This is a genomic window from Paenibacillus sp. FW126-R14 (assembly GCF_058789495.1).
In genome coordinates this window covers 146,977-162,138 of the sequence record NZ_JBYTBS010000006.1, presented here as the reverse complement: position 1 = coordinate 162,138, position 15,162 = coordinate 146,977, and the positions used below count along the sequence as shown (strand labels likewise).

The following is a 15,162-nucleotide window of genomic DNA, read 5'->3' as shown; positions in this document are numbered from 1 at the left end:
CTGAAGAAAAATTGAGATGAAAAGAGGGTTATACGATGGTAGTGAAAAAAACGGGTTGGGTCGTAGCTTTAAGCGTTGTTGTTTCTCTTGCGGCAACAGGGTGTGGGTCAGATAAAAAGCCGGAGGCGTCGTCAGCTCCCAAGCAAGAGCCTACGGCCGCAGCAACATCAGCGGCAACGCCGGAGACAAAGAAAGAACCGGTAACACTCAAGTTCATGCAGTACACCGCAAGCGGCTCGCAAGAGCAAACGCTGGCTGACATGGTGAAAGCGTTCGAGACGGCCAATCCTGACGTGAAGGTCAAGGTGGATATCGTCGACTACAACAACTACTACACGAAACTCAATACGCAGCTTGCATCGGGGGATGCGCCTGACGTGTTTGAGGTCGGATACGAAAACTTTGTCTCTTATGCTGCCAAAAATACATTGAAAGACTTGACGCCGATCATTGCGAAGGACACGACGTTCAAGCCGGAAATCTACAAAGGTCTTGCTTATGACTCTTTTAAATACCAAAACAAGCAATATGGCGTTGTAGAGTCTTTTTCGGACGTAGTTCTTTTTTATAATAAGGACTTGTTTGACAAAAAGCAAGTTGAGTACCCGAAGGCCGATTGGACGTGGAAACAAGAGCTGGAAGCGGCTGAGAAGCTGACAGACGCCAAAAGCGGTGTATGGGGAACGTATTCGCCGATTCAATTCTATGAGTTCTACAAAACGATTGCTCAGAATGGCGGCGGAATTTGGAGCGCCGATGGCAAACCTACCGTAAACAGCAAAGAAAATATTGAAGCTCTGAACTGGATGCTGGATAAAGCGAGAAAATATAAAGTATCTCCTGCTCTTAACGATGATACGTTTAACCAGCCTGATGCGGATTTGAATGCTTTCAAAGCAGGCAAAATCGCGATGCTTCGCGGAGGCATCTGGAACTTCGGCCGTTTCGCGGACGCTCCTTTCAAATGGGATATTGCACTGGAGCCAGGCAATACGAAGAAAGCTCATCATTTCTTCGCGGATGGCTTAGTCGTATCTGACAAAACGAAAAATGCGGAAGCGGCATGGAAATTTATTAAATTCATGTCCTCCGATCCAGCGGTTGTCAGCAAACGGATTGAGAAAGGCTGGAGTGTGCCGGCTGTTTCGGATGAAAAAGTGATGGACGCTTATTTCAAACAAACGCCGCCACAATCGAAAAAAGTCGTTCTAGATGCTTTGAATTCCCTTGTGCTGACGCCTGTAGGGCCAATTCCGGACAAATGGAACGATCTGACGAAAGCGATCGGCGACGAGCTGGATAAAGCGAAGCTGAAATCCGATTACACAGCAGAAAAAGCGCTGAACGAAGCGCAAGCCAAAATTGAGAAATTGGTAGCCAAATAACAAAGGCAGATGTAGGGTCAGCAAAAAAAAGGGGCATTGTTACGACAACGGCCCCTTTATTTTTTAATCATTAAGAGAAGCAGGAGGTTTACGGTGCAAACACAACTTACAAATTCCTATCTGGATTTCATTCTGGATGAACATACGGGTCAAGTGACCATTGGCGGGCAAATGGCTGTCAATCGAGATATTGTGTTTTTGGGCTATGCCCTTATTCAGCGGGGGGAGACTGATCGCGCATTGCCCTTGCTTCGGTTGTTGCAAAGGGGATTGGAGCATGAAAATGGAGATGGAGCTCATCTGACAGACGCTGCGCTCGTTCTCTGGGTAATCGGAGAATATGTGAAGGCGACGGAAGATGTGGCTTTTATAGAGGAACTGGGCGCTTATGTAGAAGAAACAACGCTCTATCTGGAGGCGAACTGGCAGAAGCCGCAGCTTCATTGGTTAACAGGTGAACAAGAGGGCATTTATTTAAGCCATCTGGCGATGTATTTCGCAGCGCTGCAAGCTAATGTTCAAAACGGCGTTGGCGAACGCGGTGTGCGTATGCTCAAAGCGATCCGTGAACTCGTGTTTGCCGGGATGATCAAAGACGGGCGGGTTATCAGTCAATTAGGAGATACAGCGATTCATGGCGATATCCTCACTGCAGCCATTCCATTCGGTTTACTCGGTATCGAAGACAGGATTTTAATCGAAGCTTTGTACAAATTGGAAGAAACGCTTGTCGGTCAAGGTGTGAGGCTTAAAATCGGCGACACGTCGTTCGGCGGCTGTGAGCGGCCGGATCTGACCTGTTTGCTTGCCTGGTACTACGCGAAGAAAGGGGAAACAGTAAGGGCCAAAGAACTGCTTCTGCATGTGGAAAAGCTTCTCGAAACGCAGGGGGCGCTGTATGAAGTAGATACCGCAACAGCCAAAGAACCTCTGCTGCTTGCTTATTCCATAGAGCGGTCGCCAGTGCCTCCGATCAGTGTTTGGAGCACGGTGCTGACCGCACTTGTGCAGAGCTCATTGCTTTCAGGCGAGGTGAGCAAAGAGGGAGTGGACAGCGTTCGATTGATCCATCAGCCTACCGGGTTCGATGATCCTTATGTGATTCTGCCCTATGAGCGCTTCCCCCGGGAACCCGAAGCGGGGGATACGGTCATCGTGCGCTTGCTGACTCAGCCGTTCCAGATGAGTCAGGTCGTTACCGTGCATGCAGCCGTGAATGGGATTCCGGCAGCGGAAGTTCCCGCCGTCATGAGAGTGACGGACGGCGGCGAGAAGGTCTGGGAAGCGCAGCTGGGCCCTTACCTCGCCGGTGACGAGGTGAGCTATGTCTTCGCGCTTCAAAATGGCGGCAAGTCGCAGCATTCCGCGACTTATCGCTTTAACGTGCGGTCGTGGATACCGCTTGCGCACGTTCAGGCTTTGGAGACGACGGAGGACGGCTTCGTCGCTCGGCTAAGCTATGGTGCGGACGCTTCGCGCACCGCCCAACTGGCCTTCCGCGCCGACGCGAGCGGCGCCGTGCAGTTGACGTTCGCCGCAGCGGGCGAACGGACGAATGGCCAGCCGGCGCAGCAGGCGGCTGTTGCGGTTGGGCGCGCACGGCTGGAGGCCGACGTACGCGAGGGCAAGCTCGCGCTGACGCTTCGCAGCGCCGAGGGCGTGCTCATGGAGGGATTCGCCGCCGAAGGGAAGCCCCTCGTTGAGGCGCTCACGGACGGCTCGGGCTTGCTCCATAAGCTGCGGCTGAACCTGCGGACGAAGCCGGAGCATCGCTGGTTCGGGATGGGGGAACGGTTTTCCCATTATGATTATTCCGGGCAAGAAGTGGATCAATATGTCTATAATCAGTACCGGGATCAAGGCCTGAAAACATATATGCCGGTTCCTTTTGCGATCTCGTCCGGCGGTTATGCCCTGTTCGTGGATACGCCGCTTTACTCGACTTTCCGTTTTCATACACGGTTGTCCGATCTGGTTGAAGTGGAAGTCGATGTATCAAGTGCAACGCAGCAAGTTCTTGCTTACTTATTTGCCGATGAGCCGCTTGCTATGGTTGGCCAATTTACGCAGTTGTCCGGCAAGCCCATGCTTCCGCCCAAATGGTCGTTCGGACCATGGATGTCCAGCAATAACTGGGACTCGCAGGAAGAGGTTCTGAAGCAGGCGGAGCTGACAGCCCGGTATGAAATTCCTTCTACAGTGCTAGTCATTGAGCAGTGGAGCGATGAGGCAACATTTTATATTTTCAACGATGCGCAGTACGAGGTCAAAGAAGGCAGCGAACCTTTCCGTTATGCGGACTTCCAGTTCCCCGAATGGGGACGTTGGCCGAATCCCAAATCGATGGTGGAAGAGCTGCACGATCAGGGCTTGAAAGTGCTGTTATGGCAAATTCCGATCCACAAACATATGTATGGCGTGGCGCACGCTCAGCGCGATCAAGATGAAATAACCTTGCTGAACCAAGGGTATGAAGTCAAGACAGCGGAGGGCACGCCATACACATTGCCATACAATTGGTTTAAGGACAGTCACATTATCGACTTTACGAACCCTGAAGCATCGAAATGGTGGTTTGACAAACGCCAATACTTGGCAGATGAAATCGGTGTGGACGGCTTTAAAACCGACGGCGGCGAATTTGTTTTCGGTCACGATTTGCAGTTCTACGACGGTTCGACGGGTCGCGAAATGCGTAATTTATATCCTAATTTATATGTGGGCAGCTATTACGATTTTATTGGGAAGTATGCCAAGGATGGCGGCATTACGTTTAGCCGGGCGGGCTACACCGGCGCACAGCGGTACCCGCTGCACTGGGCTGGAGATGAGCGTTCGACGTTTCAAGCCTTCCGTTCTTCGATGATTGCCGGCTTATCCAGCAGCATGTCGGGGATTCCGTTCTGGGGCTGGGATTTGGGCGGGTTTCACGGCGATATTCCGACGGCTGAACTGTTTGTGCGATCGGCACAAATGGCTGCGTTTTGCCCGGTGATGCAGTATCATGCCGAGACGAAGGGAGAATTCAACCAGGACAGGACGCCATGGAACATTGCAGAACGTACAGGGCAGCCGGTCGTTATTGAGTTGTACAAAAAGTATGCCGATATTCGCATGAATATTTTGCCTTATATTTACGACCAGGCAATTCGTACGAGTCGAACAGGATTGCCGATGATGCGTGCGATGTCGCTGCAGTATCCGGCGGACCCGCACTGCACGGAAATGATCAGTCAATATCTGTTTGGCGAAAGCTTGCTGGTGGCGCCTGTGATGGATGAAGGGCATTTCTCCAAGGAAATTTATTTCCCGGAAGGCGCGTGGCTTTCCCTGGAGGACCAGGATGAGGTTCAAGGTCCTTGTCTGACGAAAGTGGCTGCTCCTCTGGCCAGCATACCTGTGTATCAGAAGCAGAATAGCGTTATCGCTCTTAATTTGGCAGACAAATACACACTGGGCGATCATGTCGGTAATCGCGTCGATGGCTATGAGCATTTGTGCTTGCGGGTCTATGTTGTTTCCGAGTTGGAAACGGAATTTGAAGATGATCTAGGGAATCGCTTGGTAATTGCCGCCAAAAGGGAAGGAGCTCAAGTTCACTTGCAATGGTCCGGCAATCTGAAGCAAGGAATTACCTTCATTGTGTACCAACCGGAAGGCGCCTCGATCGTGACTTCCTCCGGCACTAAGTTATCCCCAGGGGCTGGTGTCGAACAACTCCAAACAGGTGAGTATGTCATTTCCCGGAAAGATGTTCTCGTCGCCGCTGGGGAATCGGCAGGAAGTCTGGTGATCGAAGGGTGATTTTGTTCGGTTTTCCTCACTGTGGCGGCTTCTCTGAGTCGTATCAGGCTTGGAGCGACGGATTGCCTGCGAGCATGAGATTCCATGGTGTGGAGCTGCTGCAAACCGGATTGTCCATGCGCGAGGTTCATTCTGATCGCTGGGAACAAGGGCTGCAGGAAGCCTGCTCATTCATTGAACGGCATTTGGTGCCTGATGAACAATATGTCCTCATCGGCCATTGCTGGGGCAGCTTGCTAGCCTTTGAGGCTAGCCATCGCATGAGGGGGGCTGGTCTGGCGGAGCCGAGCCACTTGTTTCTGTCGGGCTGCAGCGCCCCGCATTTGCTGCGATCCCGGAGTGAAGCCAGCGGACTGCAGGGGAGCGATTGCGGCTGCCAACCAATGGGGGAATACCGCCCGCGGGTCGATCGCCAGCAGCTTCGTTCAAGGATTAGCGTGTTTACAGGAAATAAGGATGAGCACGCGATGATTGATCAATTAGCGGAGTGGAGCCGTTATACGTCCAAAATCTGCGATGTGCATGTCTGCGAAGGGAATCATGCTTTTTGGCAGGCGGATGTCATCAGATGGTTGCAGGTCGCTCAAACGATTGTGGAAAGAGAATATGCCATTTAAGAAACCGGCGGTTCTAAGCATCAGGACTGGGAACCGCCGTGCAATTGAAAGGGGTGATGCCTAGAGCTGCGTTAGAGGAAGAGCAGGTTAGTAAGTTAGTATGTGGGTGACTTATCGCAGTGCCGGTTCAGACGAACAAAATTTGAGTACGAAAGGGGAAACATTTATGCACGTAAAAAAGCTTCCTGCGCTTTTACGGTTTTCGGTTTCGTTTTTGCTTTGCTTCTTCTTGGTCGTTCCTAACATTTACGCGATCGATGGCGTGTATCATGCTCCGTATGGCATTGATGATCTGTATGAGATTCAAGCGACCGAACGAAGCCCGAGAGATCCCGTTGCAGGCGAAGCGGTGTATATCAAAATCACCACTTGGCCCATTGAGTCAGGCCAGACGGCGTGGGTGACATGGACCAAAAACGGGGTTAATCAAACGGCGGTCGGAGCGGCATATAAATACAACAGCGGCAACAATACATATTGGGAGGCGAATCTCGGCTCTTTTGCCAAAGGGGATGTGATCAGTTATACCGTTCATGGCAATAAGGATGGCGCGAATGAAAAGACGACTGGGCCCTTCACCTTTACTGTGACCGGTTGGGAATCCGTCAGCAGCGTCAGCTCCATTACGAACAATACGAATCGTGTTGTGCTGAATGCGGTAGCCAATACGGGGACGCTGACGCCGAAGATCAATCTTTCCTTTGCAGCGGATGATGTCCTGCGTGTGCAGGTTTCTCCGACAGGTACCGGAACTTTGAGCACGGGCCTTAGCAATTACACGGTTTCGGATACGGCGTCAACGACTTGGCTGACAACCTCCAAATTGAAAGTCAAGGTAGATAAGAATCCTTTCAAGCTAAGTGTATATAAACCGGATGGAACAACGCTGATTGCGCGTCAATATGACAGCACGACGAATCGCAACATCGCATGGTTGACCAACGGAAGCACGCTGATCAACAAAGTGGAGGATCATTTCTATTCTCCGGCGAGCGAGGAGTTTTTTGGCTTCGGAGAGCATTATAACAACTTCCGCAAACGTGGCAAAGATGTTGATACCTATGTATACAATCAATACAAAAACCAAAATGACCGTACGTACATGGCCATTCCTTTTATGCTGAACAGCAGCGGTTACGGCATCTTCGTGAACTCTACGTATTATTCCAAATTCCGCTTAGCCACCGAACGAACCGACATGTTCAGCTTCACGGCCGATACAGGGGGCAGCGCTGCCTCTACGCTGGACTACTATTTCATTTACGGCAATGATTTGAATAATGTAATCGGCAATTATGCCAATATTACAGGCAAACCGACGTCTTTGCCGAAATGGGCTTTCGGCTTATGGATGTCAGCCAACGAGTGGGATCGGCAATCCAAAGTGTCAACGGCGATTACGAACGCGAATACAAACAATATTCCTGCTACGGCTGTTGTTCTTGAACAATGGAGCGATGAGAACACCTTTTACATTTTTAACGATGCTACCTATACGCCCAAAACAGGCAGCGCTGCTCATGCCTACACGGACTTCACGTTTAACGGAAGATGGACGGATCCGAAGGGCATGGCCGACAACGTGCATAATAACGGGATGAAGCTTGTGTTATGGCAGGTTCCGATCCAGAAATGGACGTCAAGTGCTTACACCCAGAAAGATAATGACGAAGCTTATATGGTTGCACAAAATTATGCCGTCGGCAACGGCAGCGGAGGTCAATACCGGATTCCGTCAGGCCAATGGTTCGAAAATAGTTTGCTGCTTGATTTTACGAACCCGTCAGCGAAAAACTGGTGGATGTCCAAACGCGCCTATTTATTTGACGGCGTTGGCATCGATGGCTTTAAAACGGATGGCGGCGAAATGGTATGGGGCCGCTCGAATACGTTTTTCAACGGCAAAAAAGGCGATGAAATGCGCAATCAATACCCCAATGAGTATGTAAAAGCTTATAACGAGTATGCGCGCTCGAAGAAAAGCAATGCAGTGTCGTTCAGCCGCTCGGGCACACAAGGCGCTCAGGCGAACCAAATTTTCTGGTCCGGCGACCAAGAATCGACATTTGGCGCCTTCCAGCAGGCCGTCACTGCCGGGCTAACTGCGGGCATGTCAGGCGTTCCGTATTGGAGTTGGGATTTGGCAGGCTTCACTGGCTCCTATCCATCGGCTGAATTGTACAAACGGGCAACCGAAATGGCTGCATTTGCTCCAATCATGCAGTTCCATTCGGAGTCTAACGGCTCCTCGGGCATTAACGAAGAGCGCTCCCCGTGGAATGCGCAGGCCCGTACGGGAGATAACACGATCGTTAACCATTTTGCCAAGTACACGAATACTCGTATGAATCTGCTTCCTTATATTTATAGCGAAGCCAAGAAATCAAGCGACACGGGTGTGCCGATGATGCGGGCCATGGTGCTTGACAACCCGACGGACACGAACACATACGGATTAAATCAGCAGTATATGTTCGGCAGCAATTTGCTTGTTGCTCCTGTGTTGAATCAAGGAGAAACGAACAAGAGCATCTATCTCCCGCAAGGTGATTGGATCGATTTCTGGTTCGGCGCGCAGCGCCCTGGCGGACGTACGATCAACTACTATGCCGGCGTCGATGATCTTCCTGTCTTTGTGAAATCGGGCAGCATTATACCGCTGAATTTGAATGCGCAATATCAAGTCGGAGGGACGATCGGGAACAGTTTGACAAGCTACACGAATCTTGCTTTCCGCATTTATCCGCTTGGGACAACCACATATGACTGGAACGACGATATTGGCGGTTCAGTCAAAACAATCACGTCGACCGAACAATATGGTTCGAGTAAAGAGACAGTGACTGTTCCGGCTATTAACTCTACGAAAACTTTGCAGGTGTTCACGACCAAGCCGTCTTCCGTTACTGTCGGAGGTTCTACGATGACGGAATACAGTACGCTGTCTGCCTTAATCGGCGCCTCGACAGGATGGTTCTACGATACGGTGCAGAAATTCACGTATGTGAAGCTTGGCGCAAGCGCTTCTGCGCAAACGGTTGTGCTGAACGGCGTTAATAAAGTGGAGTATGAAGCTGAGTTTGCCACACAAAACAGCGTTACGACGAATACAAATCATACCGGTTATATGGGCACTGGTTTTGTGGATGGCTTCGATGCCGTAGGAGACAATGTTTCCTTTGATGTTTCCGTTAAAGCCGCAGGCACGTATACGCTGAAAGTTCGTTATTCCTCCGGTGGAGGCAATGGGTCGCGCGCCATCTATGTCAACAACGTCAAAGTGACGGACCTTGCTTTACCGCAAACGGCGAACTGGGATACATGGGGAACCGCAACCGTTAACGTTACTTTAGCCGCCGGTCTCAACACGGTGAAAGTTAGTTATGACAACACAAGCACCCTCGGCATCAATCTCGATAACATAGCGATCGTAGAGCACTAAAAGCTGGGAGGGCCTGGCCCTCCCTTATTTCCTTAACGAAAGGGAGTACCCGTGATGAAGCTGCTCAACAAAAGAATTATTTCCATGCTCACCGCCAGTACGCTAGTGATTTCAACTCCTGTTCTGCTTCCAGCTTCTCCTGCAAACGCCTACGTAAGCAGTCTGGGCAATCTTCTGAGTTCGAACGTGACAGGGGATACGCTGACGCTTACCATTGATAACGGCGCTGAGCCTAACGATGATCTTTTGGTTATACAAGCTGTGCAAAACGGCATCTTGAAAGTGGATTATCGACCGAATGGCATAGCGTCAAGCGCTAAAACGCCGATGCTGGATCCGAATAAGACATGGGCTTCCGTAGGCGCTACGATTAACACGGCGTCGAATCCGATGATGATCTCGACTTCGGCCATGAAGATTGAGATTACCAAAAATCCGGTGCGGATGACGGTAAAAAAGGCGGACGGCACAACTTTATTCTGGGAGCCGTCAGGTGGCGGCGTATTTTCCGACGGTGTCCGTTTCGTACATAATACGGCAGACAGCATGTACGGTATCCGCAGCTTCAACGCATTTGATAACGGGGGAGACTTGCTGCGGAATACATCCTCGGAACCCGCTCATGCCGGCGAGCAAGGCGATTCCGGCGGACCGCTGATTTGGAGTACGGCGGGTTACGGCATCTTGGTTGACAGCGACGGCGGTTATCCGTATACAGATAGCGCAACGGGGAAAATGGAATTTTATTATGGCGGTATCCCTGCGGAAGGCCGGCGCTATACGAAGCAAAACGTCGAATACTACATCATGCTCGGCACACCGAAGGAAATTATGAGCAGCGTAGGCGAGATCACGGGAAAACCGCCGATGCTTCCGAAGTGGTCGCTTGGCTTCATGAACTTTGAGTGGGATACGAATCAAACGGAAGTTATGACTAACGTGGATACGTACCGGGCCAAAAATATCCCGATAGATGCCTATGCCTTTGATTATGACTGGAAAAAATACGGAGAAACCAACTACGGCGAATTCGCGTGGAATACGACGAATTTCCCTTCTGCCTCCTCGACCGCACTGAAGTCGGCGATGGATGCAAAAGGCGTGAAAATGATCGGGATTACCAAGCCCCGGATCGTCACGAAGGATGCTTCCGGCAGCGCCACCACGCAAGGGACTGACGCAGCGAACGGCGGGTATTTCTATCCGGGGCATAACGAGTATCAAGACTATTTCATTCCAGTAACGGTGCGCAGTATCGATCCTTATAATGCCAGTGAGCGCAGCTGGTTTTGGAATCATTCCAAAGATGCTTTCGATAAAGGCATAGTCGGCTGGTGGAACGATGAAACGGATAAAGTATCCTCCGGAGGCGCCTCGTATTGGTTTGGCAACTTCACAACCGGCCACATGTCTCAAACGATGTACGAAGGCCAACGTGCGTACACAAGCGGTGCGCAGCGTGTTTGGCAAACAGCGAGAACATTCTATCCGGGTGCGCAGCGCTACGCGACGACGCTGTGGTCGGGCGATATCGGCATCCAGTACAACAAAGGGGAGCGGATCAGCTGGGCTGCCGGGATGAAAGAGCAGCGGGCTGTTATGCTGTCTTCGATCAATAACGGACAAGTGAAATGGGGAATGGACACCGGCGGCTTCAATCAACAGGATGGCACGACCAACAATCCGAATCCCGATTTATACGCGAGATGGATGCAGTTTAGTGCGCTAACGCCTGTTTTCCGGGTGCATGGGAACAATCATCAGCAGCGGCAGCCTTGGTATTTCGGCTCTACGGCTGAGGAAGCTTCCAAAGAAGCCATTCAACTTCGCTATTCGTTGATCCCCTATATGTATGCGTATGAAAGAAGCGCTTATGAGAACGGGAACGGATTAGTTCAACCGCTCATGCAAGCGTATCCGACGGACGCGAATGCGAAAAATTATACAGATGCCTGGATGTTCGGCGATTGGCTGCTGGCCGCCCCGGTCGTGGATAAACAACAGACAAGCAAAGCTATTTATTTGCCTGCAGGGACATGGATAGATTATGCAAGGGGAGGCACGATTGCCGGAGGCCAGACGATTCAATATCCGGTGAACCCCGAAACGTTAACGGACATCCCGCTGTTTATTAAAAAAGGCGCAATCATTCCTTCCCAAAAGGTTCAGGATTACGTGGGACAGAGCGCTGTCACATCGGTTGATGTGGACGTTTTTGCAAATACGGCATCGTCCAGTTTCACGTACTATGATGACGATGGGGCCAGCTATAACTATGAAGGCAGCGCCTATTTCAAGCAAGCAATGACTGCGCAGGATAACGGTTCAGGCTCGCAAAGCTTTACGCTTGGGGCGAAAAGCGGAAGCTATACGCCGGCTCTTCAATCCTACATCGTCAAGCTGCATGGTTCTGCGGCTACGTCCGTCACGAATAACGGCAGTGCGATGACGTCCTATGCGAGCTTGCAAGCTCTGAAGGCGGCAGCGGGCGAAGGGTGGACGACAGGGAAGGATATCTATGGCGATGTGACCTATGTGAAAGTCGCAGCAGGAGCCGCTTCCGCCAAAGCGATTGCTATTTCCGGATCGGCCGTTGTGAGTGCGACATCCGCCCAGTATGAAGCCGAGGATGCATCGCTTTCCGGCAGCACGGGTGCAACTAAAGCTACGGTGAACACGAATCATACCGGCTATACGGGCACCGGATTTGTTGACGGCTTGAGTAATGCAGGTGCAGGAGTCACCTTCTATCCGAAGGTGAAAACGGGTGGCGATTACAACGTCTCGCTGCGCTATGCGAACGGGTCGGGAGCGGCAAAGTCCGTCAGTATTTTCGTAAATGGGAAAAGAGTGAAGTCCACGGTACTGAATAGTTTAGCGAACTGGGATACGTGGGCAACGCAGTCGGAGACGCTGCCACTGACGGCCGGCGTGAATATTGTGACGTATAAGTACTATAGCGACGCAGGGGACACGGGGAATGTTAACTTGGATAATATCACGGTTCCTTTCTCCCCGGTGGTCGGCAAGTATGAGGCGGAAAGCGCGGAGTTGTCTGGCGGCGCAGGGCAGAACTCGAATCATTGGTACTATAGCGGCACTTCATTTGTTGAAGGGATAAACGCCGTAGGCGGACAAGTGAAATTCAATGTCAATGTGCCGAGCGCGGGAAGCTATCAAGTTGCACTGCGTTACGCAAATGGAAATAGTGTATCGAAAACATTAAGTACTTACATTAATGGATCAAAATTGGGCCAAACCAGCTTTACAAGTCCAGGCGGCAACTGGAACGTTTGGCAGGACAATGTTCAAACTGTAACACTAAACGCCGGAGCCAATACGGTCGCTTATAAATATGATTCAGGCGATAGCGGAAATATCAATCTGGATCGGCTGCTGATTTCGACTGCCGCGGCAGGGACGCCTGTCTCCGAGCAAAACCTGCTCGATAATCCTGATTTTGAACGCGACACGAGTCAGAGCAACAATTGGGTGGAGTGGCATCCAAGCACCCAAGCGGTCGCTTATGGCATTGATAGCGGTTCGACGACGAACCCGCCGGAATCGCCGTGGTCAGGCGATAAGCGAGCCTACTTCTTCGCGGCGGGCGCTTATCAGCAGAGCCTGCATCAAACGATTGCCGTTCCTGTGAACAATGTGAAGTACAAAGTCGAGGCTTGGGTCCGTATGAAAAATACGACACCGACAACAGCGCGTATGGAAGTTCAGAATTATGGCGGATCGGCGATTTATACGAATATCAGCAACAGCGGCGTTTGGAAATATATCAGCGTCAGTGATGTGATGGTAACGAATGGCCAAATTGATGTTGGCTTCTATGTGGATTCACCTGGCGGCACGACGCTGCACATTGATGATGTGCGCGTAACTAAGCAATAAAAAAAGAGGCTGTCCCCAGTCATTTCTATGACTTGTGGGACAGCCTTGCTTAGTTTCCGTGGGTTAGAAGCCTTAGACGCTTTGCAGCGCTTGTTGAACCTCTTGCACAATGGCGAGTGCCGCTGTGCGGGCGCTTGAGAATGCACGTTCTGCAAGCTCCCCTTTACCTGTGCATCCGTCGCCGCAGAAGTAGAAAGGCACATTTTCCACGCGGATTGGCAGAAGGTTGTTGGTAGAAATGTTCTTCACGCTGGAGACCATCGCTTTCTTCGAAACCCGTTTTACAGCGGTGACATCGCGCCAGCCCGGATAATGCTTGTCGAATAGAGCTTCCAACTGTGTATTTTTATTTTCAAGATACGATTTGCGCTGTTCGTCGCTTTCGAAATGATCGCTTAAGTAGGCGATACCTTGCAGCAGCTGTCCGCCTTCAGGTACTAACGTGTGATCTGTTGCGGAGACGTCGCTGATGAACATTTTATTGTCCATGTCGCTAATATAACTAAACGGTCTAGCTACCACTTTGCTTAACCCAACGTCATACACCATTACTTCCGTAGCGGTGTTGGATTCATATGGGGCCAAGAATGGCTCCCATGCCGTGCCTTTCAGCAGTTTGACGACTTGTTGGACAGGCATTGCGAAGATGACTTTATCGAAAGCGACTTCGCGGTTTTTCGTTTGAAGCACGAATTTCCGGTCCGCATAGCTCAAACTTTCCACGCCCTCTTGGATGGCGACTTCCCATCTGCCGGATGTGGTTAGTTTTTGCTTGAGTTGATTGGTAATGACCGCCCAGCTTCCAAGAATATAATTAACCGGTTTGGTGGAAAGGAACAGGTTGTGGTAGTACTCGCTGATCACTGCGCCGGATACGTTGCGGGCATCTTCAGGCGTGATGAAGAAGTTGGAACAAACAAGATGTTCCCATAGTTCTTTCACATCTTCGTCCGCATTGGACTCTGCAAGATATTCGGCTAAGGTCGCGTAATTTTTCAAGTTATGAATATTTGCAATAATCGCGGCGATTTCACCGACGAACCGGACTTTTTGAGCGGTGCTGAGCAAATCGGTTTTGAGCAGGTTGATCGCATCGAGCGGAGCGGTTGTAAGCTGATTATGTTTCGCATAAACAACCTTCCGTTTATCGACTTGCTTGGAAGAGAAGGAAAGTCCCAATTCCCGCTCCATGTTCGTTATCGTATGACGATCTATCCCATAGATGGCGTGTGCGCCAAAGTTCAGCGTGAAGCCTGCTTTTTCGTAAGTAAATGCACGGCCGCCAAGCTGCGGACTGCGTTCAAAAAGAATACCTTCAATATGCGGGTTTTCCGATAAATAAGCGGCCGCGGTTAATCCGGCTAAGCCTCCGCCGATAATTGCTACTTTCATTTTGTGTTCCTCCTTGGGGACTGGTTCTACCTGAAGCGGTGCGTGCGGCTCGTTCGACCGAAGGCCTGCCCACATCCAAGCTAAGTTGTTTTTCATCATGGAGAGTAAATCAGTTTGCTCTTGATTGCACCAAGTGCGAATCGTGCCGGTATACATGCATACGAGCAGTTCGACTTTGTTAGGTTCGGGCAGCCAATGCAGCAAGCTTTCGGAGAGCACATTTAGTTGGTGCTGCTCCTCGATTTTAACGGTTTCATTTTGTAAGGATAAGGCTTGCAAGCTTCGAATAAGACGCGGTGAAACGCGAATGTTAGACGCTAAGTCTAAAAACAAGCGGTTGATGTGTCCTTCCAGGGATTGCACTTTGGACGGAGGCTGCTTCACCCATTCTTGAATCAATTCGATTTGTTTGCTGTAAAGGTCTGCGATGATGGCGTCTTTGCTTTTGAAATAATGGTAAAAAGTTCCCTTCGACGTTCGCGTTGCCGTGATAATGTCGTCGACAGACACATTCTCGTAGCCTTTTTCCATAAACATCGATAAAGCGACGTCCATCATGACATCACGCTTTTTTCGGGTGGTGGCTCTCATGAATTGGCTCATCCGCACACTCCATTCCCAA

General features: G+C 50.7%; 6 protein-coding genes. 5 read left to right on the top strand and 1 reads right to left on the bottom strand.

Annotated features, from left to right (window positions below; all coding sequences use genetic code 11):
- Positions 1 to 35 precede the first annotated feature (35 nt).
- From AC3WRW_RS06475 to AC3WRW_RS06455, 5 genes are all read left to right on the top strand, one after another.
- Positions 36 to 1,385: an ABC transporter substrate-binding protein gene (locus AC3WRW_RS06475; protein WP_492545522.1), complete on the top strand. Its 1,350-nt coding sequence runs from the start codon at positions 36 to 38 to the stop codon at positions 1,383 to 1,385.
- Positions 1,386 to 1,478: 93 nt separating this feature from the next.
- The gene (locus AC3WRW_RS06470) at positions 1,479 to 5,189 is read left to right on the top strand and encodes a glycoside hydrolase family 31 protein (protein ID WP_492545521.1); all 3,711 of its coding nucleotides are present in this window, start codon (positions 1,479 to 1,481) and stop codon (positions 5,187 to 5,189) included.
- Positions 5,186 to 5,806, top strand: coding sequence for a thioesterase II family protein (locus tag AC3WRW_RS06465; protein WP_492545520.1), 621 nt, complete (start codon positions 5,186 to 5,188; stop codon positions 5,804 to 5,806). The genes AC3WRW_RS06470 and AC3WRW_RS06465 overlap by 4 nt, the downstream gene beginning before the upstream one ends.
- Positions 5,807 to 5,972: 166 nt before the next feature.
- Positions 5,973 to 9,248, top strand: a complete 3,276-nt coding sequence (locus tag AC3WRW_RS06460; protein ID WP_492545519.1) for a TIM-barrel domain-containing protein — start codon at positions 5,973 to 5,975, stop codon at positions 9,246 to 9,248.
- Positions 9,249 to 9,302: 54 nt separating this feature from the next.
- Positions 9,303 to 13,148 (top strand): TIM-barrel domain-containing protein, encoded by a 3,846-nt coding sequence (locus AC3WRW_RS06455; RefSeq protein ID WP_492545518.1) that lies wholly within the window; start codon positions 9,303 to 9,305, stop codon positions 13,146 to 13,148.
- Between the two features lie 72 nt (positions 13,149 to 13,220).
- On the opposite strand, the gene AC3WRW_RS06450 is transcribed toward AC3WRW_RS06455, so the two are convergent.
- Positions 13,221 to 15,143 (bottom strand): FAD-dependent oxidoreductase, encoded by a 1,923-nt coding sequence (locus AC3WRW_RS06450; protein WP_492545517.1) that lies wholly within the window; start codon positions 15,141 to 15,143, stop codon positions 13,221 to 13,223.
- Between the last annotated feature and the right edge of the window lie 19 nt (positions 15,144 to 15,162).